Origin of the sequence: Asticcacaulis sp., assembly GCF_051956075.1 — a bacterium.
Taxonomy (GTDB): Bacteria; Pseudomonadota; Alphaproteobacteria; order Caulobacterales; family Caulobacteraceae; genus Asticcacaulis.
In genome coordinates this window covers 65,235-85,332 of the sequence record NZ_JBQCGA010000009.1, presented here as the reverse complement: position 1 = coordinate 85,332, position 20,098 = coordinate 65,235, and the positions used below count along the sequence as shown (strand labels likewise).

The following is a 20,098-nucleotide window of genomic DNA, read 5'->3' as shown; positions in this document are numbered from 1 at the left end:
CGCCCCCACGCCCCTTACGCATTCCTGAGTTTCCGGGTGAGCGCCTCGACGTCGCGCGCAATCTGGTCGTCGCTGGTCAGCAGTTCCTCGATCTTCTTGACCGCGTGCAGCACGGTCGTGTGGTCGCGGCCGCCGAACCGGCGTCCGATATCGGGATAGGAGCGCGTCGTATGCTGCTTGCACAGCCACATCGCCACCTGACGCGGACGCGCCACCGAGCGCGTGCGGCGCTCCGACAGAAGATCGGCCTGTTTCAAACCGAAATGGTCCGCCGTCAGCTTCTGAATTTCGTCCACCGTCACGCGACGCTCGACGGCGACCTTCAGGTTCGGTTGCAGCAAGGCCATAGCTTCTTCCAAAGTCAAACTCCCAAGACGCGGCCCAGCGGACGCCACCAGGGTGTTCACCGCGCCCTCAAGCTCACGGATCGACCCCGGCACACGCTCGGCCAGAAAATGTAAAACATCGGCGCGCGGATGCGCCAGACCGGACGCGCCAAGACGCTGCTGAAGCTGGTCCAGCTTGCGTTCGACAATGCCCATACGAAGATTTTGATCCGCCACATCCAGCGCGCACACCAGACCCGACGACAGGTGCGAACGCAGGCGCGCCTCGATCTCGGTCAGTTGCGATGGCGGACGGTCGGCGGTGAAGACGACGCGGTGATTGTTCTCGATCAGCGTCGTCAGGGTGTGAAACAGCTCCTCCTGCGAGGAGGTCTTGCCGCCGATAAAATGCACGTCATCGACCAGCAGGAGATCGGCGCCGCGCACCTCGTCCTTGAAGGCGGCGGTCGAGCGGTCCATGATCGCCTTGACAAAGGTCGAGGTGAACTTTTCCGCCGTCAGATAGACGATTTTCGCCTCCGGGCGACGCGCCTGCGCCTCCCAGCCGATGGCGTTGAGAAGGTGGGTCTTGCCGTAGCCATAGGGGCCATGCAGGAAGACCGGGTTGAAATGCCCGTCAGCCCAGCTCGCCACCTGACGCGACATCGAATAGGCGAACTCATTGCCGCGGCCGGCGACGAAGCTGTCGAAGGTCAGGCGCTCCTGCAGGCCGGTGACCCGGCCCTGCGGCGCGGCGACGGCTATGACGGGCGCAGGCTCCTTCGCAGGCTGCTGCGCCGCGACGGCGGCGTCATCGAACTCGATACGCGCCTTGACGTCCAGCACGCGCGCCTCGCCGTCATGCTCATTCCACAATTCCTGAGCGCGGCGCAGCGCGTTGCGCGCAATCCAGTCACGGGCGTAAACGGTCGGCGTCACCAGCACGGGATCGCCATAAGGCCCCGGTTTGACGCTCGACGGCGCCACATAAGAATTGTACGGCCCTTCGCCCAATTCCCTGCGTAGTATCGACGCCACCTTGGTCCATACCGTTTCAGGTAGGATCGGCGACCAGCTTGTCATGCCTGGCATTATTGTTTCGCCCCGATCTTGTGCCCTTAACCCACTCATTACGCCACTCCACTGATCCGCCCTCGCGACCACCGCCGCGAACCGCTGCTCATTATGGTCCCGCCTGCGGCTGGACCCACCCCTTGCGCCCGTCCCTCAGGATTTAAGGGGTCAGGCGCCGTTGCGTCGTTTCTGTCGCGCGACCGGACGGCGGCGACGCCTCACCAAGAGTCAAGCTCTACGTCGTCGAATTCGCGTCTGACGCGAAAACTCCGCTTCGGCGTCGCCATGCAAGCCTCGGCTTTTCATCCCGAAAATCGAGACAAAAAGGCCCCGGCCTGCGGACGCAAGCCCGCCGGACAGACGAAAGTCAGGTTCCGTCACCCGTTGCATAAAGCTGAACTCTCGCGTTCGGATCGTCACCGGCGACGGAAGCTTCCATCGCGTCGACGCCGTTCGAAGCGCAGCGCCCTGTACAGGAGCCGCAAAACCAGTAATTTACCGGCCTTCCGAACGCCGATCCACAAGATAGCGCCAAGGTTTCAAGGCCTTGAGCCGCAGGTTGCGGTTCGGTTCCGAACGCCGCCCAAATCGTCCGTTCCGGGATGAGTTGGGCGGGGAGAAAGACAAATTAGCGCGCTGCTCGCGCCGGTCAATGCGGGAAATTATCCCCATGGTCGGATATTTCTGTTGACTCCGATAAGCCGTTCGCCCGCAAAGAGAAATTAAGGCTATTTTAAGGAAGTCATTTTGTCGCGCCGCCCGCGCGCCGCCGAAGCGACTCGCAGGCAACAGAAAGCCCTCGCCCGCAAACTGCGTGCGTGGGCTTTATCTTTTCGTCGACGAAATTATACCGCGCGCCGCCAGGCGATCGTGCGGCTAGGGCGGCTTAGGCCAGGCTCAGCTTCTTCAGGCGAGCCGCCAGACGCGACACCTTGCGCGCGCCGGTATTCTTGTGGACCACGCCCTTGGAGACCGCGCGCATCAGTTCGGACTGCGCCTCAACAAACGCCGCCTTGGCGACGGCGGCGTCGCCGCTCGTGATCGCTTCTTCGAATTTACGCACGAAGGTACGCACGCGCGAGCGGCGCGACGTATTGACTTCGGTGCGGCGGGCGATCTTGCGGATCGCTTTACGGGCGCCGGGATTATTGGCCATTCATCACCTAAACTGACGAGTGTAAAAAGAAAGCCGCCACGCCGGACACGGCGCGGAGACGTGAATTTTCAAGAGGGCGGGCTATAACCGATGATCCCCGCCCGGTCAATGCGCCGCGCCCCTGAATCTGAACACGTTGCGCGAATTTTATGCACATGGCGGGACAATGGCGGCTTTCATACGCCCATAGTAATGGCGGCGTCACATTTTTCGCCATCCCGTATTTCGACTCCGCGACTCGCGCTTGCGGTGCTATAGCTGGCTCAGGGTTAACGGCGTCGATACGTCGCAGCCTGCGCGGGATGGAATTATCCCCAAAAACCATCTACCACATCTTGTTATTAAGCTGGCCTTAACCACAATAAGTGGTGAAATGCCGGTCAGGCTTTCGCGTTCAGTTCGATTCGGGATTCACCATGAGCAGCTCCATCCTCCTTGCCGATTCTCAGGCCGGTTTGCTGAAGGCGTCGCACGCCTATAAGCCCTTCCGCTATCCGTGGGCGTTCGAATTCTGGCGCAAGCAGCAACAGGTCCACTGGATTCCCGAAGAGGTGCCGCTGGGCGAGGACTGCAAGGACTGGGCGGCCAAACTCAATGACGGCGAACGCAACCTGCTGACGCAGATCTTCCGCTTCTTCACCCAGTCCGACATCGAGGTGCAGGACAATTATCTCGAACGCTACAGCCACGTCTTCCGCCCCACCGAGGTGAAGATGATGCTGTCGGCCTTCACCAATATGGAGACGATCCATATCGCGGCCTATGCGCTGCTGCTGGAAACCATCGGCATGCCGGAATCGGAGTTCGGCGCCTTCATGGACTACCAGGCCATGCGCGACAAGCACGACTATATGCAGACCTTCGGCATGGACACCGAGGCGGATGTCTGCCGCACCCTGGCCATGTTCGGCGGCTTCACCGAAGGGCTGCAACTGTTCGCCTCCTTCGCCATGCTAATGAACTTCCCGCGCTTCAACAAGATGAAGGGCATGGGCCAGATCGTGTCGTGGTCGGTGCGCGACGAATCCTTGCACTGCGAAGGCATTATCAAGCTGTACCACGCCTTCAATCGCGAAACCGGCGCCGTGACCAAGGCGGTGGCGGACGACATTATCGACTGCTGCAAGACCGTGGTGGGCATGGAGGACAAGTTCATCGACCTGGCCTTCGAAATGGGGCCGGTGCAGGGCATGACCCCCGAAGACATCAAATCCTATATCCGCTACATCGCCGACTGGCGCTTAAAGCAGCTTGAGCTGCCGCAGGTCTTCGACGCGCCGAAGGAAAATCCGCTGCCCTGGCTGCAGGTGCTGCTATCGGGCGTCGAGCACGCCAACTTCTTCGAGGCGCGCGCCACCGAATATTCCAAGGCCGCGACCAAGGGCCAGTGGACCGGCGACGCGGGCGTCTGGGGCGCTTTCGACCAGTTGATGAAAAAGCGCGCCGAAGGCATGAAGGCGGGGGTGTAAACACCCTCCACCGGAAGACGCAAAAGCCGCTCCGACCGGGGCGGCTTTTTGCTGCGCAGGCGCACAAAAAAAGACGCCGCTACGGGAGGGGACAACGTAGCGGCGTCAGACATGACTCTCAGGGAGGAAATTCTGTCAACCAAGGGATCCGCTTGAATTCCAGGGGGGCTGGGGGGCTGTTCAGGGAGGAACCCGAGCCGACCGCCTTGGCTGACATTGAGATATTGGCGGCGCAACGCGGCGGGCGAAGGGCGGAAATAAGGTCTTATCGCGGCGGAAAGCTGAACCGGAGATAAACCGTGGCGCCCCTGTCATAAACGCGGCGTCAGGATCTTGCGCGAAGCGGACGTCTCAGGCCTAATCATTGGCTTAATCACAGGCGTGTCAGAGGAGTCGCGTCAGCCATGGCGATCCAGGATGTCAGCGAAAATGCCGGGTCTCAGCCTGCGCGCGGGCCGGTGTTTTTCGACCGCAAGGAGTTGAACCTGATCCTCCGACTATACGGCCAGCAGGTCGGCGCCGGCGAAAGGCGCGATTACGCCATCGACCAGTTCCCCGACGCGGTCAGCTTCAACATCTATCGCCGGACCTCTGAGGCGCCGATCTATCGCATCGAAAAGCGCCCGGCCCTGGCGCGCAAACAGGGCGCCTTTGCGGTGTTCAACCAGTCCGGCATGATCCTGAAACGCGGGCGCGAACTGGGGCCGGTGCTGAACGTGCTGGATAAGCGCCGTTTCGACGTGCTGTGACCTAGAGCGTTTCCCCAAAAAGTGGTTCCACTTTTTGGATAAGGAAGAGCGACAAAGCAAAAACTTAGAGCGCTTTTCGATCTGATGGAATCAGATCGAAAAGCGCTCTAAGCCTTACGCCAGCTTGATCTCACGCAGGCGCTGTTGCAGGAAGTCGTGCGCGGTGATCGGCTGACCCGCATACTGATCGGGATGGTCCTCGGACACGCAGCCGGGCAGGGTCTCGATCAGGAAGGGCGATTCGAAATGCAGGAAGAACGGCATCGAATAACGCGAAAAGCCCTTGCGCGCCTCGGCGGGATTGATGACGCGGTGCTGTGTCGAGGGCAGGACGTGGTTGGTCAGGCGCGACAGCATATCGCCAATATTGATCACGATGCAGCCCTCCGGCGGAGTGATCGGCAGCCATGTCCCGTCGCGGTCGAGCAGTTGCAGGCCCGGCTCCTCGGCGCCCATTAAAAGCGTGATCGCGTTGATGTCGCCATGCGCTCCGGCGCGCACGCTCTCGCCAGGATTATCGACCGGCGGATAGTGCAGCAGGCGCAGGATCGAATTGCCGTCCTTCACCTTTTCGTCGAAATAGTGCGGGTCGAGCTTCAGATAGAGGGCGATGCCCTCCAGCACCTTTTTGCCCAGCGCGTCGAGCCCGGCATAGAGGGCCGAGACGATCGGCTTGAAATCGGCAACCTCGCTCGGCCAGACATTGTCGGCCATATGGTCGCGATAGGGATGGCCGGCGGGCAGGTCGCGCCCGACATGCCAGAATTCCTTGAGGTCGGAGGCAGTGTGGCCCTTGGCGGTCTCGACGCCGAACGGCGTATAGCCGCGTTGGCCGCGGCTGTTTTCCGGGCGGTACTGCATCTTGATGTCGGTCGGTAGGGCGAAGAACGCCTTGGCGTCGGCATAGGCGCGCGCCACCAGAGCCTCATCCAGACCCGCGCCGTCGGGATCGAACAGGCCGCTCAGCACCGCAAAACCGTAACGCTCGAACGAGGCGCCCAGGGCCTGCGCAAAGGCCGCACGGTCCTGATTGTACAAGGACAGGGGAACGGGCGTGATGGCGGAGGCTTTGTGAGCAGAATCAGGCATGTCGGGGTCTTTGCGGGCGGTCAAAAGGTTACGGATGTAAAGAGTACGGCGTCACGGGGCGGCGAACAAGGGCGCTTAACGCGCCGCGCCAAAATATCACAGGCCTTTTTAAACCTCGCGCAATTTCAGCGCAGGGGATGATTTTTGTAACGATCTCCGCTATGAAACGCAAAACGCCGGATGGACCGGCGCGGAACGGAATATCGTGCATCGAGCTGGGGCGGCAATATCGCAACCTTTACAGCGGTCGTGGCGTCTTGTCGCGGTCGTCGCTCTGGCCTGCCTGACTCTTCTGCTGGCGGGCGTTTGCGCCCACGCGCAGGACGGCGGCGCCGATTCGTCGAGCGGCTCCCTGACCGATATGGTTGACGCCGGGCTGCAACCGGTCAATTCGACCAAGGCGCTGAAAACCGCCGAGCAGTCGGTGGTGCGCGTCCTCGTCGTCTATCGCGGCTTCGGCGGCCAGCCGCTCGACACGGTTGGCATGGGGTCGGGCTTCGTGGTCGCGCCCGGCTATATCGTCACCAATTATCACGTCGTCGAGGCCCCGCCCGAAGCCTCGTCGGTCGATATCTATATTGTACCGCACAAGGACACTGGCGCCGCTTATCAGCAGGTCAAGCTGGTCAAGCCGTGGGTCGAGGGCGACCTAGCCCTGCTGGCCGCGCCGAATCTCAAGATCGACCCCCTGTCGCTCTATCTGACGCCCTATAAAAATGAGCGCGTCGTGGCCATGGGCTATCCCGACGTCACCGACCACCTGCTCAATCGCTCCGGCACGGCGCTGCTGGAGCCCGCCGACGCCTATGTGACGCAAGGTTCGATCGCCCTGTTCGCCTCGTCCAACCCGGACGGCTCGCGCGTCGACACCCTGTTCCACACCGCGCCGATCAATCACGGCAATTCCGGTGGCCCTCTGCTTAACGAATGCGGTCAGGTCGTCGGCGTCAACACCTGGACCGCGCCGTCCAGCGTCTCGGCGGGCGGCGATCTCGATGTGGCGGCGGGGCAGTTCGTCGCCACCCACGTCTCGGCGCTCAACACCTTTCTGGCCTCGGCGGGCATCAAGCCCAGCATTGTCTCGACCCCATGCTACGCCAAGACCGAGGACGAGATCGTCAAGGACGACGCCCTGACCAAGGCCCTGACCGCCGCCGCCTCGGCGCAGGCGGCGCGGCTGGACGAACAGCGCAAGGCCGAGTCCGACCGCGCCGTCATGGAGCGCCTGCAACTGGGCGCCATGGTCATTCTGTCGATGCTGGTTCTGGTGCTGATCGCGCTGATCGTGCGCCGCGAAATGCGCCACCGCGCCGAGCTGCACGCACATCGCGAACCCGACGCCCCGACCGCCTTCTCGGACGAGACGCCGCCGGAAAAGGCGAAGCCCGTCAAGGCCGAAAAGCTCAAGGTCGAAAAGCCGCTGCGCGTGCCGCGCCCGCGCCTGCGCCACCCGATTCCGTGGGGCTGGATCCTGCTGGGCCTGATCATCGTCGTCGCCGTCGCCGGGTTCCTGATCAAGGACCGCGACATCTATAAGCGCCTGACCCAGCCCAAGGCGCCGACACCCGTGGCGATGGACGCCAGCGTGCATATGGTCTGTCAGGTCAATGCCGCCGCCTCGTCGCATCCGCTGGCGGGCGCGGGGCCGGTCGAGTTCGAGTTCGACGCCAAACACGCCTGCGTCAACGGCCGCACCCCGTATGAGCGCCAGCCGGACGGAACCCTGGTCCGCTTCACCCTCGGCGACAGCGATCCGGTGGCCGCGCGCATGGAGCTGTCCGCCGACGGGTCGGTGTTCCGCCGCTACGACTACCGGCTCGATCCGGCGTCGTACAAGACCTTTCTGGCGCAGCGCACGGCGCTGGGTTCGCTGCGCTGTTCGGCGCATGACGATGCGGGCGCGGTGGCGGCGCTGAATGACAATCTGGCGCGTGTGCGGCTTTTGTCGCAGTCCTACCTGACCGTGCCGCCGGAAAGCCAGACCGTCTGGTCGTGTCATAAGGCGACGCCTTAACCGCCTGTAGAGTCGCCTTTCATCCTGCGTTCCGTTTCACAACCCTATACCGGTTTTGCGTCCTGATCCGGTTTAGGGTTACAGGCCGCGCTTATCGAATTCTGATATCCCGTCACGCCGTTTCGGGCGCACTTCTTATACCGCACGCGGCAAGATGGGCTAAAAAGGACGCACCCTTTTCATCTGAGGAACTCATATGCGTAAAATCTTATCCGCTCATATCCTGCTGGCCACGGCGGCCTTTGCAGTCGTTCTGGCCGGTTGCGAAACCACCGACACCTCGAACGGGCTGAAGACCCGCTCCAACACCCAGACTGGCGCCCTGATCGGCGCGGTCGCGGGCGCCGCCGCGGGCGCGCTCAGCAACAAGAAGGGCGAGCAGGCGCGCAAGAACGCCGTGCTTGGCGCCGGCATCGGCGCCCTGGCCGGGGCGGGCGTCGGCGCCTATATGGACCGCCAGAACAAGGACTTGCGCGCCAAGCTGGAAGGCCACGGCGTCTATATCACCCGTCAGGGCGACAATATCGTCCTCAACATGCCGGGCGACGTGACCTTCTCGTCGGGCAGCGCCGATCTCAATGCGGGCTTCATGCCGGTGCTGAACGATGTCGCCACCATTCTGAACCAGTACCCTTCCACCTATATCGACGTGGTCGGCTATGCCGACAGTCAGGGCTCGGACGCCTATAATCTCGACCTGTCCAACCGCCGCGCCAATGCGGTGGCCGGTTATCTGGTCGGCCAGAAGGTCAAGGCCGAGCGCATCTATGTCGCGGGCATGGGCGAAGCCAATCCGATCGCGACTAACGCCACACCCGAAGGCCGCGCCCAGAACCGCCGCGTCGAAATCACCCTGCGTCCGGTCGAATAGGTTAAGGCCCGATTCACCCTCTCTTTTGAGGGAATCTCAAATTCGCGGACTTAGTATGGCGGCATGGACACATCATGCCGCCATATGGGCCGCCATGCCCTTCTGGGCGCCGAGGTCGATGCGATCACCCCGGATCAGATGCTCGACTTCGTCGCCGCGCGCGTCGCGCAAGGCCGTGGCGGCGTCGTGGCCAACCACAATCTGCACAGCCTTTATCTCTATCGCAAAAGCGCCGCCATGCGCGACTTCTATGCACGCGCCGATCTGATCGAGATTGATTCGACGCCGATGATCGCCTGGGGGCGGCTGCTTGGTTACGATCTCAGCCGTCAGCATCGCTGCACCTATCTCGACTACCGCGAAGACTTCTGGGCGCGCGCGCAGGCGATGAACTGGCGCGTCTGCCACATCGGCGGGGCGCGCGAACACAACGCCGCCTCGAAAGCCGCCATCCTGCGCCGCCATCCGGGCGTCAGCCTGGAGGTCCGCACCGGCTATTTCGACATCGACGGCCCGGACAATGACGCGCTGATCAAGGATTTACAGGCCCTGCGACCGCAGGTGCTGTTGGTCGGCATGGGCATGCCGCGTCAGGAGCTGTGGATCCTGCAAAATCTCGACCGCCTGCCGCCCTGCGTCATCCTGCCGGTGGGCGCCGCCTTCGATTACGAGGCGGGCGCGATGTACACGCCGCCGCGCTGGAGCGGGCGGATCGGGCTGGAATGGCTGGTGCGCTTCGTGCATGAGCCGCGCCGCCTGTTCAGCCGCTACTTTATCGAGCCGTGGGCGCTGATTCCGCAGGCGCTCGGCGATCTGATCCGGCCCCGCCACGCCTCAGGGCCAGCTCAGGACGCGCATTAACGGCGCATTAAGCGCACCAACCGACACTCGGCGCCAGTAGGATCAGAGTTAAACGCCGTCATGTCCGCCAGCCAGCCCACCATCGCGTCCTTCCGCGACTTCGCCCCGCGCATCGACCCCGTTCAGAACAAGGTCGTGCTGATCACCGGCGGCACCGGCTCGTTCGGACGCCGTCTGGTCCAGACCCTGCTGACGCGCCACGATCCGAAAAAGATCATCATCCTGTCGCGTGACGAGCTGAAGCAGTATGAGATGCGCTGCGATCTGGAGGAGCGGTTCGACGCGCACAAGATGGCGAAGCTGCGCTTCTTCCTCGGCGATGTGCGCGACCGGCAACGCCTGCAACTGGCCTTTCGCGGCGTCGATATTGTGATCCACGCCGCCGCGCTCAAACAGGTGCCCGCCGCCGAATATAATCCATCCGAATGTATCGCCACCAATATCAATGGCGCTGAAAACGTCGTCTGGGCTTGTCTGCATAATCGTGTTCAGCGCGTGGTGGCGCTTTCGACCGACAAGGCGTGTTCGCCGGTCAATCTCTATGGCGCCACCAAACTAGCCTCGGACAAGATTTTCGTCGCGGCCAACAATCTGGCGGGCGATATCGGCACGCGCTTCTGCGCGGTGCGCTACGGCAATGTCGTCGGCTCGCGCGGCTCGGTCGTCCCCTATTTCAAACGTCTGCTGGCGGGCGGCGCCACGGAGCTGCCGATCACCGACGCGCGCATGACGCGCTTCTGGATTTCGCTCGATCAGGGCGTCGTTTTCGTACTGTCCAGCCTTGAGATCATGCAGGGCGGCGAAATCTTCGTGCCGAAGATTCCCGCCACCCTGGTCACCGATCTGGCCCTGGCGATGGCCCCCGACGCCAGCCACCGCATGATCGGCATCCGGCCCGGCGAAAAGCTGCACGAAATGATGATCTCCGCCGACGATGCGCGCTCGACCATCGAACTGGACGACCGCTATGTCATCGAGCCGGAATTCGTCGAATATCAGCGCAAGAGCTTCGATAAGGTGCGCGGCGCGCAAAAGGTCGCCGAGGGCTTTTCCTACGCCTCAGACAACAATCCCGAACGGCTCGACGCCGGCGGCATCCGCGCGGCGATGGACGCCTATTTGGCATGACCTTCCTGCCCTATGGCCGCCAGTCGATCGACCAGAGCGATATCGACGCGGTGACCGCCGCCCTGACCTCCGACTTCCTGACCACCGGCCCGCTGGTCGATCGCTTCGAGCGTGAGCTGGCGCAGGCCGTTGGCGCGCAGGAAGCGGTGGTGGTCGCCAACGGCACGGCGGCCCTGCATCTGGCTGTCCTGAGCGAAGACCTCGGCCCAAAGGATGTGGTCGTCGTCCCCGCCGTCACCTTCGCCGCCTCGGCCAACTGCGTCGCCTATTGCGGCGCGCAGGTTCTGTTCGCCGATGTCAATCCGCTCACCGGCCTGATGACGGACGACAGCTTCAATGAGGCGCTTGAGCTGATTGCTCGCGCCTATCCCGACCATCGCTTTGCAGGCGTGATCCCCGTGCATTACGCCGGGCGCGTCATCGACCTGACCCACATCGCTGAGGTCGCCGGAACGCACGGCGCCTTTGTCATCGAAGACGCCTGCCACGCGCTCGGCTCCGTCGGCGCGCAAGGCCCGGTCGGCGCCTGCAAAATCTCCGACATGGCCTGCTTCTCCTTCCATCCGGTCAAGACCCTGACCACGGGCGAGGGCGGGGCGATCACGCTGAACGACCCGGAACGCGCGCGCCGCCTGCGCCGCCTGCGCTCGCACGGCATTGAGCGCGACCCGGCGCAGTTTACCGGCGAGATGCGCGGCCCGTGGGTCTATGAGATGCAGGAGCTGGGTTATAATTACCGCCTGCCGGACCTCAACTGCGCGCTCGGCCTGTCGCAACTTGCGCGGCTGCCGCACTTCATCGCGAGGCGCAAGGCGCTGATCGGCGCCTATCGCGAGGCGTTGGGCGCGGCGAACCTGCCCGTGCGCTGGGCCGCGCCTGATCACGATCCAGTCTTCCACCTGTTCGCCGTCGCCATCGACTTCGCCGCGCTCGGACTGACGCGCGAAGGCGTCATGGCGGGTTTGCGTGAGCGCGAGATCGGCACGCAGGTGCATTATATCCCGGTCCCTGACATGCCCTACTGGCGAACCCAGGCGCTCGGACAGCGCCCCCTGCCCGGCGCTCAGGCCTTTTATGATATGACCCTGAGCCTGCCGCTCTATCCCGACATGGCCGACGAAGACCCGGCGCGCCTCATCGCCGCCCTGACGGAGGTGCTGCATGGCGCTTGAGGTCACCATTGCGGGCCGTAAGATCGGCGCCGACCACGAACCCTATATTATCTGCGAACTGTCGGGGAACCATAACGGCTCGCTCGACCGCGCTCTGCAACTGGTCGACGCCGCCGCCGCAACCGGTTGCGACGCGATCAAGTTGCAAACCTATACCGCCGACACCATCACGATGGAGTCCGATCGCCCGGAATTCTTCATTCATGGCGGACCGTGGGACGGCTATTCGCTGCACAAGCTCTATCAGGAAGCGCATACGCCGTGGGACTGGCACGCCGCCCTGTTCGAACGCGCGAAATCGCATGGCGTAACCATATTCTCCTCGCCGTTCGACGACACGGCGGTCTATCTGCTCGAAAGCCTGGGCGCCCCCGCCTACAAGATCGCCTCGTTCGAGCTGGTCGATCTGCCGCTGGTCGCCTACGCCGCCTCCAAGGGCAAGCCGCTGATCATGTCCACCGGCATGGCCAATGCGTCCGAGATCGAGGCCGCCGTGCAGACCGCGCGCAAGTTCGGCTCCGGCGAGATCATCCTTTTGCATTGCGTGTCCAACTATCCGGCGGACATAACCGACGCCCATGTGCGCACCGTGCCGGACCTCGGAGCCAAATACGCTTGCGTGCCCGGCCTATCCGACCATACGCACGGCGTCGCGGCCTCGGTGGCGGCGATCGCTCTGGGCGGCGCGGTGATCGAAAAGCACTTCACGCTGGCGCGGGCGGACGGTGGCCCGGACGCCTCCTTTTCGCTGGAGCCGCAGGAGTTTGCGGCTTTGGTGCGCGACTGCAAGGACGCCTGGAAGGCGCTCGGCCATGTCCATTACGATACGCTCGGCACGGAAGCTGGCTCCAAGACCTTCCGCCGTTCGCTCTATGTGGTCAGGGACGTCAAGGCAGGCGAGCCTCTGAGCAAGGACAATATCCGCTCGATCCGCCCCGGCCTCGGCTTGCCTCCGGCGCGGCTGTGGTCCGTCCTCGGCAAAAGCGCGACGCGCGATCTGCAACGCGGCGAACCGCTGCAGGACGACATGTTCGGCTAAATTTGCGAAAGACGCTTGAACCCGTCCCGCAGATTGGCTATAGGGCCAGCCTCCCCGCCGCGCGCGGGTCGAGGCCCTGGTTCGGTTGGGTAGCTCAGATGGTTAGAGCGGTGGATTCATAACCCACAGGTCGGCGGTTCGATCCCGCCTCCAACCACCAGTCCTTCTTGGAAGCTGTGCTGGACTTGCCCGGGAAAAGTATGTCGGCCTGATGCCGTCCGAGATGCGGCTCCTGCGGCAGCTCACGGAAGAAAACGCAAATCTGTCCTTAATTCCGGCTGGCCAACATCAGGCTGTGCGCCGCTGGGCAGAAGGCCGCTTCGATCTTCGACAGCGGGACCGGCCCCAGCAGGACGAAGCCGAAAATCGCCGCCGTCAGGGCGATATAGCGCAGGGCGAACGGATCGCCTTGCGCCAGACCGGCCTTGGGCTTGCCGACCTTGAGGCGGGGCTGGTCCTTCATATGGCGCATGGCGAGGAGCTTTTCCGGCTTCAGACCATTATCCAGCGCCAGCCGCGCATTGATCTCGGTAAAGCCTGGCATGCGAAAGCGCCGCAGCGCCCGGATGGCGGCGATCAGGGCCAGCACGAAGCCGACGATCAGCGCGGCCGCGTGGGCGGACGGCGTGGGCAGGCGCTCGAACAGGCCCCATTGCCCCGCGACCGAGATGAGCAGAACCAGCACGACAAAGGGCGACAGGGCGGGCAGCAGACGCTCCCAGATCATGACCAGCCGGGTAAGAAAAAGGCCACGGTTCAGCGGCGCGAACGGCGATCGGTTGCTCGGCGTCATGTCATCTCCCCCTTCGCACAGCCTATTTGAGCCAGCCCGGCACGGGTTCGCGGGCGATCATATCCTCATAGCTGGGTCTGGGTCGCACGATAAACCAGTCTGCGTCACGCACCAACACCTCAGGCGCGAGCGGGCGGCTGTTGTACTCGCTGCCCATGACCGCGCCATAGGCGCCCGCCGACATAAAGGCGATCAGGTCGCCCGCCTTCTGCTCCGGCAGGTCGCGCCCGCGCGAAAAGGTGTCGCCGGTCTCGCAGATCGGGCCCACGACATCATAGGTCGCATGCGCATTGCCGGACGGCTTCGCCACCGGGCGGATGTCGTGATAGGCGTCATAGAGCGCCGGGCGGATCAGATCGTTCATTGCTGCGTCGATGACGAGAAACTGCTGCCCCGAATCCTGCCGCTCATGCACATGGATGACGCGCGAAATCAGCGCGCCCGCATTGGCGGCGATCAGACGTCCCGGCTCGAACGTATAGCGCACCTTGAGGTCGCCCATGGTCAGGGCGACCATTTCGGCGAAGTCCTGCGGCGACGGCGGTTCGGGCTGGTTGAAATAGGGAACGCCTAGGCCGCCGCCTAAGTCCACGCGCTCGACCGACAGACCCTGCGCGCGCAGCTCCATGACCCAGCCGCGCATCTTGGCGAACGCGGCCTGCATGGGCGTCAGATCGGTGATCTGGCTGCCGATATGGCAGGCCAGGCCGACCGGGGCCAGATTGGGATGCGCGGCGGCGTCGGCATAGAGGGCCAGCGCCTCCTCAGCCGAAATGCCGAACTTGTCCTTGGCGCCGCCGGTGGTGATCTTGGCGTGCCCGCCCGCGCCGACGCCGGGATTGATGCGGATCACGAACGGCGCGACCCGGTTCAGCGAGGCCGCGACGCGCGCCAGCCGCTCCAGTTCGGGGCGCGATTCGACATTGAGCTGATAAATGCCCGCCTTGAGCGCGAACGCCATTTCGTCATCGGTCTTGCCGACGCCGGAAAAAACGATTTTCGACGCCGGAACGCCCGCCGCCAGAGCTTTACGGATTTCGCCTTCAGACACGGTGTCGGCGCCCGCGCCGACTTGCGCCAATGTCGCCAGCACCGCCATGTTGGAATTGGCCTTGCAGGCAAAGGCGACCAGCGGCGCCTCGCCCTTGGGACTTTTCAGTTCCGGCGGCGCGGACACGGCCTGCGAAAAGACGTTGAAGTGCCGCTCCAGCGTCGCCGACGAATAGACGTAGAAGGGCGTGCCGACCTTCTCGGCCAGTTCGCGCAAGGCAACGCCTTCGGCGCACATCTCGCCGTCGCGGTAGTCAAAATGGTTCATCGCTTATCTTAATGATGTTCGGCGTTGCCGAAGCCTTCCAGCGGGGCGTCAGAAATGGACTTGTTGCCGACATAGGGGTTGGGCACCCGGTTCACGTCATTGGCGTCGGGCTTGGCCTTTTCGGAATCGGCCGAGCGGGAATCGTCGGTGGTGGTGGTCGTGCCGCCGTCGCTATTCTGCGAAGTCGACCAGGACAGCTCCGCCTTGTGATTGAACATCGGCGGCGCCTGCTTCAGATCACCGACCTTGCCGCAGGCGCTCAAAGCCAGCGACGCGGCGATCAGGGCGCCGGTCAGGGCGGCGGCGGCCAGCAATTTGTTGCGGTTCATCATGTGCGTTGGTCCTTCCAGCGCTGGATTTGCAAGCGAACCTGATCGGGCGCCGTGCCGCCATAGGATTGGCGCGAAGCCGCCGAGGCCTCAGGAGTCAGAACCTTATACACATCATCCGTAATTCTGGCTTCCAGATTTTGCAGCTCGGTCAGCGACAGTTGCGCCAGGTCCACACCCTTGCCCTCAGCCAGCTTGACGGCGGCGCCGGTAATGTGGTGCGCGTCACGGAACGGGATGTTCAGGGTGCGAACCAGCCAATCGGCCAGGTCTGTCGCAGTCGAGAAACCCGCACCTGCCGCCGCGCGCATCCGCTCGGTATTGGCGACCAGATCGCGCACCATGCCGGTCATGGCGCGCAGGGCCAGATCGAGCGCGTCGAAGGCTTCGAACACCGGCGGCTTGTCCTCCTGCATGTCCTTGGAATAGGCCAGAGGCAGGCCCTTCATCACCGTGGTCAGGGCGATCAGCGCGCCATTGATGCGGCCCGTCTTGGCGCGCACCAGCTCGGCGGCGTCGGGATTGCGCTTCTGCGGCATGATGGACGAGCCGGTCGAGAAGGCGTCCGACAGGCGAATAAAACCGAAATAGGGCGTCGTCCAGATGACGATCTCCTCGGCCAGACGGCTGAGATGACCCGCGCAGATCGAGGCGTCGCTCAAGGATTCCAGCGCGAAATCGCGCGCCGAGACGCCGTCCAGAGAATTGTGCATCGGTCGGTCGAAGCCGAGCGCCTTGGCCGTAGCGAAACGGTCGATGGGGAACGGCGATCCGGCCAGGGCCGCCGAGCCCAAAGGATTCTCGTTCATGCGCGCGCGCGCGTCGGCAAAGCGCGAACGGTCACGCCCGAACATTTCGACATAGGCCATCAGATGATGGCCGAAAGTCACGGGCTGGGCGGGCTGCAAATGGGTGAAGCCCGGCATCAGGGCGTCCGCATATTGCTCCGCGCGTTCGACCAGAGCCGCTTGCAGGTCGTCGAGCTGCGCAAGTGTGCGGTCCACCGCGTCGCGCACCCACAGGCGGAAATCGGTCGCCACCTGATCGTTGCGCGAACGCGCCGTGTGCAGGCGGCCCGACACCGGCCCGACCAGTTCGCGCAGGCGCGCCTCGACATTCATGTGAATGTCCTCGAACTCGGCGCGGAACGGGAAGGTTCCGGCCTCCAGCTCGGCTTCAATGGTCGCCAGCCCGTCAAGGATCGTTTGGGCGTCCTCGGATGTTATGATAGCTTGCTGCGCCAGCATGGCGGCGTGGGCCTTCGATCCGGCCAGATCCTGCCGCCACATGCGCTGATCGACATCAATGGAGACATTGATGGCTTGCATGATCTCATCGGGACGGGCATTGAATCGACCGCCCCACATTTTCTGGCCCGCGCCATGAGCGGGGGATTGGGCGTCGGAAGAGTCGGACATGACGGAACCTGCGAAGAACGAAGACAATCAGGCGGAGCGAAAGCCGGACCAGCCTATAGCCGAGGCCGCGCCGGAACCCAACCCGCAAACGGCGGAAAATTCACCTTCCGTCAAGACGGCGAAGCGGCGCCGCCCGCCCCTGCCCGCCGTGCTGATCGTCGGCGCCGTCGTGCTGGTGCTGCTCGGCGCGCTGGCGACGGGGATCGGGCGGATGATGCTGGCGAAAAATGCGGCGCCCGCAGCGGATTCGACTGTGGCGAGCGCCAGCGCCGGCAAGGCGGTCGGGCCGCTGGCGGCCTACGCAAAGGGCTCTCTCGCGCATCTGCAAACCTTCGCGACGCCGCAAAAGATTGGCGATATCGGCTTTATCGACGGCGACAAGAAGCCGGTGCGCCTGAGCGATTTCAAGGGCAAGGTGGTGGTGCTCAATGTCTGGGCGACCTGGTGCGCGCCGTGCCGTTTCGAGATGCCGACCCTGGCGAAATTGCAGGCCAATAATGCGGGGAAGGCGTTCAAGGTGCTGCCACTCAGCGTCGATACCGAGGACAAGTTCGCCGACGTCAAATCCTTCATCGACGTGCAGCAGCCGCTGGAGGTCTATGCCGATCAGGAATTTCAGGCGCCGCAGATGTACAATATTTCCGGCATGCCGGTGACGCTGATCCTCGACAAACAGGGCCGCGAGGTTGCGCGTCTGGACGGTGAGGCGACGTGGGACACGCCGGAGGTTCAGGCGCTGGTCGATAGGCTGCTCAGCGAGTAATCGGCAGCCGCTTGTTGTAGGTCAGGCTGCGCCAGCCCCACTCGAACGGGCCGTAGCGGAAATAGCGCAGCCAGAGCGTGCTGAAAACCAGTTGCCCGGCCCAGATCGCGATAACAATGGGAAGCAGCGCGGCGTGATTCATCGTTCCGAAAAGACCGGGACCGCGCCCTCCGTAGAAGATCATGGTCATGATCAGCGACTGCATGAGATAGTTACTGAACGCCATGCGCCCCGCGCAGGCCAGCGGGTGCAACAGCCACGCCCCGAAGGACGCGCGCGCTAGCAGGATCAGAGCCGCCGCATAGCCGAGCGTGATGGGCAGGCACAGGAACCGTCCGGCCAGATCATAGAGGCCGAGGGTCTCAGGAAACGGAAAGCCCTGCGCCTGCGCCAGAAAGGCCGATCCACCGGACAGAATCAGACACGGAATCGCCGCCAGCACGGCCAGGATATAGAGGCGCGGGCGCGCTTCGCCGCGCAGCCAGCCGGTCTTGTACAACCCCAACCCGATCATCATCAGGCCCAGGGTGAGTGGCAAGAACTGGACCAGCTCGCCCCACTCGCCCTGCGCCCAGACGCGGACGTTTTCAGCCAGCGAAGACATAAACCCCGCCTGCATCTTCGCCACGGTCGCCAGAACGGGCTCAGGATCGGCGATCACCGGCGCGGCGGCCAGCATCGGCCAGACCACGACCAGATTGCCTGCGATAAACAGAAACAGGCCAAAACCGAGCAGCAGTTTCACATCTGCCCCGCGCCAGCGCCAGAAGAAGGCGCCGGTGACCGCATAGGCCAGCAGGATGTCCCCGTGCCAGATCAGTGCGCCGTGAAGCAGGCCGAATATGGCCAGCCACGCCAACCGTCGAAACAGGGGCTGCTCCCACAGCGGCAGATGTGGCCGGTCATCGCGTCCGACCAGAAACATGCTGACGCCGAACAACAGCGTAAAGGCGGTGACGAACTTGTTTTCAAAGAAGGTCGTACTGATCCACCAGGTCAGCCGGTCCGCCGCTGTCAACTTCAGTGGCGACAGGTTGGGCAGCGAATAGACGTCGAACGGCTGGGCGAAGGCGATCGCATTGACCAGCAGGATGCCGAGTATGCTGAGACCGCGCAGATGATCGAGCGCCGCGACGCGGGGCGCGCTCATCGCCGCGTCAGCGCCGCCGCCTGCATGACCAGCATGGCGGGCAAGGCCAGAACCAGATGACCGATCATCAGCACCAGACTCAGAAGCGTAAATGAAGATATAAGCTCCTGCGACGCCGCATAATGGTCGATGACCACCAACCGCGCCAGCGCCGCCAGCGAGCCCAGCACCGTCACGGCCAGCGCGCAGACGAAGACGCTGGCGACCGCGTGCAGGCGCGATGTTGGCGGTCTGATCTTCCACAGGATCAGCGCGCACGCCATCCAGCCGAGCGCCAGCGCCATCTGACGCAGCGCCTCGGCGACGGCGCCCGCATCACCGGTCAGGACGCGCGCCGCCAGCCACACCGCCCCGTGAACGCACAGGGCAATGGCGCCTGCGACGACCAGCCACAGACCGTCGGGTTGCCGCAACCGCAAACTCACCGGGTCGGAACCGGCTTTTCGCCGCGATAATCGTAGAAGCCGCGTCCGGTCTTGCGCCCGTACCAGCCCGCCTCGACATATTTGACCAGCAGCGGACACGGCCGGTACTTGGAATCGGCCAGCCCGTCATAGAGGACGTTCATGATCGCCAGCACGGTGTCCAGCCCGATAAAATCGGCCAGCTCCAGCGGCCCCATCGGGTGATTGGTCCCCAGCTTCATGCCGGTGTCGATGGCCTCGACCGTGCCGACGCCTTCATAAAGGGTATAGACCGCTTCATTGATCATCGGGATCAGGACGCGGTTGACGATAAAGGCCGGAAAATCCTCGGCATTGGCCGTGACCTTGCCGAGCGACTGGGCGAAGGCGACCGCCGTGGCGTAGGTTTCCGGCTCGGTGGCGATGCCGCGAATGATCTCGACCAGCTTCATCACCGGCACCGGATTCATGAAGTGCAGGCCGATGAACTTGCCGGGCCGGTCGGTGGCGGCGGCCAGACGCGTGATCGAGATCGACGAGGTGTTGGAGGCCAGCAGCGCGTCGGGTTTCAGATGCTCGCACACCGATTTGAAGATGGCGTTCTTGACCGCTTCGTTCTCGGTCGCCGCCTCGATGACGAGGTCGCAATCGGCAAGGCCCGTCACCGCATCGGCGGCGCTCAGACGACCGAGCGCGGCCTTGGCGTCGGCGTCGCTGATCGCCTCTTTTTCGACCAGACGGTTCAGCCCCCTTTCGATGCGGCCCAAAGCGGCCCTGACCGCATCAGGCGACTGGTCGAACAGCTTGACCTCATAGCCGCTCTGCGCGCACACCTGCGCAATGCCGGCGCCCATCTGGCCAGCGCCGATCACGCCTACGGATTGGATTGTCATACTATATATCCTTGCGGAAATGCCTGTTTGAGGCCGATTAGGGCGCAAATTTCACGCAAAGGCAAGGCGCGGCGGACGGCTT

19 protein-coding genes and 1 tRNA gene are annotated in these 20,098 nt (G+C 63.5%); 10 read left to right on the top strand and 10 right to left on the bottom strand.

The features are described from left to right. Positions 1-14: 14 nt before the first annotated feature. Both dnaA and rpsT read right to left on the bottom strand, forming a co-directional pair. Positions 15-1,409, bottom strand: a complete 1,395-nt coding sequence (dnaA, locus tag ACTHLA_RS02730; protein WP_440185151.1) for a chromosomal replication initiator protein DnaA — start codon at positions 1,407-1,409, stop codon at positions 15-17. 877 nt (positions 1,410-2,286) lie between these two features. Further along, complete coding sequence (gene rpsT, locus ACTHLA_RS02725) at positions 2,287-2,556, bottom strand: 30S ribosomal protein S20 (RefSeq protein ID WP_440185148.1); 270 nt, start codon at positions 2,554-2,556, stop codon at positions 2,287-2,289. Positions 2,557-2,972: 416 nt separating this feature from the next. Here rpsT and ACTHLA_RS02720 point away from each other — a divergent pair, with 416 nt between their 5' ends. Together ACTHLA_RS02720 and ACTHLA_RS02715 are read left to right on the top strand one after the other, a co-directional pair. Next, positions 2,973-4,025, top strand: coding sequence for a ribonucleotide-diphosphate reductase subunit beta (locus tag ACTHLA_RS02720; RefSeq protein ID WP_440185145.1), 1,053 nt, complete (start codon positions 2,973-2,975; stop codon positions 4,023-4,025). A gap of 404 nt (positions 4,026-4,429) precedes the next feature. Then, positions 4,430-4,774 carry a DUF2794 domain-containing protein gene (locus ACTHLA_RS02715; RefSeq protein ID WP_440185142.1) on the top strand — a complete coding sequence of 115 codons (345 nt, stop codon included), beginning with the start codon at positions 4,430-4,432 and terminating at the stop codon, positions 4,772-4,774. 114 nt (positions 4,775-4,888) lie between these two features. Here the strand turns inward: ACTHLA_RS02715 and ACTHLA_RS02710 are convergent, their stop codons facing one another. Further along, the gene (locus ACTHLA_RS02710) at positions 4,889-5,863 is read right to left on the bottom strand and encodes an isopenicillin N synthase family dioxygenase (protein WP_440185139.1); all 975 of its coding nucleotides are present in this window, start codon (positions 5,861-5,863) and stop codon (positions 4,889-4,891) included. 205 nt (positions 5,864-6,068) lie between these two features. Here ACTHLA_RS02710 and ACTHLA_RS02705 point away from each other — a divergent pair, with 205 nt between their 5' ends. The 7 genes from ACTHLA_RS02705 to ACTHLA_RS02675 all read left to right on the top strand — a co-directional run bounded on the left by ACTHLA_RS02705 (position 6,069) and on the right by ACTHLA_RS02675 (position 13,108). Beyond that, a complete protein-coding gene (locus ACTHLA_RS02705) occupies positions 6,069-7,877 on the top strand; it encodes a S1C family serine protease (protein ID WP_440185137.1) in 1,809 nt (602 codons plus the stop codon). Between the two features lie 196 nt (positions 7,878-8,073). Then, the gene (locus ACTHLA_RS02700; protein ID WP_440185134.1) at positions 8,074-8,748 is read left to right on the top strand and encodes an OmpA family protein; all 675 of its coding nucleotides are present in this window, start codon (positions 8,074-8,076) and stop codon (positions 8,746-8,748) included. A 63-nt stretch (positions 8,749-8,811) separates the two neighbouring features. After that, positions 8,812-9,609, top strand: coding sequence for a WecB/TagA/CpsF family glycosyltransferase (locus ACTHLA_RS02695; RefSeq protein WP_440185131.1), 798 nt, complete (start codon positions 8,812-8,814; stop codon positions 9,607-9,609). A 60-nt stretch (positions 9,610-9,669) separates the two neighbouring features. Next, complete coding sequence (gene pseB, locus ACTHLA_RS02690; protein ID WP_440185128.1) at positions 9,670-10,737, top strand: UDP-N-acetylglucosamine 4,6-dehydratase (inverting); 1,068 nt, start codon at positions 9,670-9,672, stop codon at positions 10,735-10,737. Beyond that, positions 10,734-11,909 (top strand): UDP-4-amino-4,6-dideoxy-N-acetyl-beta-L-altrosamine transaminase, encoded by a 1,176-nt coding sequence (gene pseC, locus ACTHLA_RS02685; protein WP_440185125.1) that lies wholly within the window; start codon positions 10,734-10,736, stop codon positions 11,907-11,909. The genes pseB and pseC overlap by 4 nt, the downstream gene beginning before the upstream one ends. Next, complete coding sequence (pseI, locus tag ACTHLA_RS02680; RefSeq protein WP_440185122.1) at positions 11,899-12,948, top strand: pseudaminic acid synthase; 1,050 nt, start codon at positions 11,899-11,901, stop codon at positions 12,946-12,948. The genes pseC and pseI overlap by 11 nt, the downstream gene beginning before the upstream one ends. 83 nt (positions 12,949-13,031) lie before the next feature. Next, positions 13,032-13,108 (top strand) — tRNA-Met (locus ACTHLA_RS02675). 108 nt (positions 13,109-13,216) lie between these two features. Here the strand turns inward: ACTHLA_RS02675 and ACTHLA_RS02670 are convergent. From ACTHLA_RS02670 to argH, 4 genes are read right to left on the bottom strand one after another with little or no spacing between them, the layout of a single operon-like run. Further along, a complete protein-coding gene (locus ACTHLA_RS02670; RefSeq protein ID WP_440185120.1) occupies positions 13,217-13,741 on the bottom strand; it encodes a DUF4175 family protein in 525 nt (174 codons plus the stop codon). Positions 13,742-13,763: 22 nt separating this feature from the next. Then, on the bottom strand, positions 13,764-15,059 hold the full coding sequence (gene lysA, locus ACTHLA_RS02665; RefSeq protein WP_440185117.1) for a diaminopimelate decarboxylase: 1,296 nt from the start codon (positions 15,057-15,059) through the stop codon (positions 13,764-13,766). Positions 15,060-15,067: 8 nt separating this feature from the next. Further along, positions 15,068-15,391, bottom strand: coding sequence for a hypothetical protein (locus tag ACTHLA_RS02660; RefSeq protein ID WP_440185115.1), 324 nt, complete (start codon positions 15,389-15,391; stop codon positions 15,068-15,070). After that, positions 15,388-16,806, bottom strand: coding sequence for an argininosuccinate lyase (gene argH / locus ACTHLA_RS02655; RefSeq protein ID WP_440185112.1), 1,419 nt, complete (start codon positions 16,804-16,806; stop codon positions 15,388-15,390). The genes ACTHLA_RS02660 and argH overlap by 4 nt, the downstream gene beginning before the upstream one ends. Here argH and ACTHLA_RS02650 point away from each other — a divergent pair. Further along, positions 16,805-17,569: a redoxin domain-containing protein gene (locus tag ACTHLA_RS02650; RefSeq protein ID WP_440185110.1), complete on the top strand. Its 765-nt coding sequence runs from the start codon at positions 16,805-16,807 to the stop codon at positions 17,567-17,569. The genes argH and ACTHLA_RS02650 overlap by 2 nt on opposite strands. Here the strand turns inward: ACTHLA_RS02650 and ACTHLA_RS02645 are convergent. Genes ACTHLA_RS02645 through ACTHLA_RS02635 form a run of 3 tightly spaced genes read right to left on the bottom strand, consistent with a single transcriptional unit; the run spans position 17,559 to position 20,016 of the window. Continuing rightward, entirely contained in the window at positions 17,559-18,719 is a 1,161-nt protein-coding gene (locus tag ACTHLA_RS02645) for a DUF418 domain-containing protein (protein ID WP_440185107.1), read from the bottom strand. The genes ACTHLA_RS02650 and ACTHLA_RS02645 overlap by 11 nt on opposite strands. Beyond that, positions 18,716-19,132 carry a hypothetical protein gene (locus ACTHLA_RS02640; RefSeq protein WP_440185104.1) on the bottom strand — a complete coding sequence of 139 codons (417 nt, stop codon included), beginning with the start codon at positions 19,130-19,132 and terminating at the stop codon, positions 18,716-18,718. Before ACTHLA_RS02640 ends, ACTHLA_RS02645 begins: the two co-directional genes overlap by 4 nt. A gap of 8 nt (positions 19,133-19,140) precedes the next feature. Then, positions 19,141-20,016 (bottom strand): 3-hydroxybutyryl-CoA dehydrogenase, encoded by an 876-nt coding sequence (locus ACTHLA_RS02635; protein WP_440185102.1) that lies wholly within the window; start codon positions 20,014-20,016, stop codon positions 19,141-19,143. Positions 20,017-20,098 lie beyond the last annotated feature (82 nt).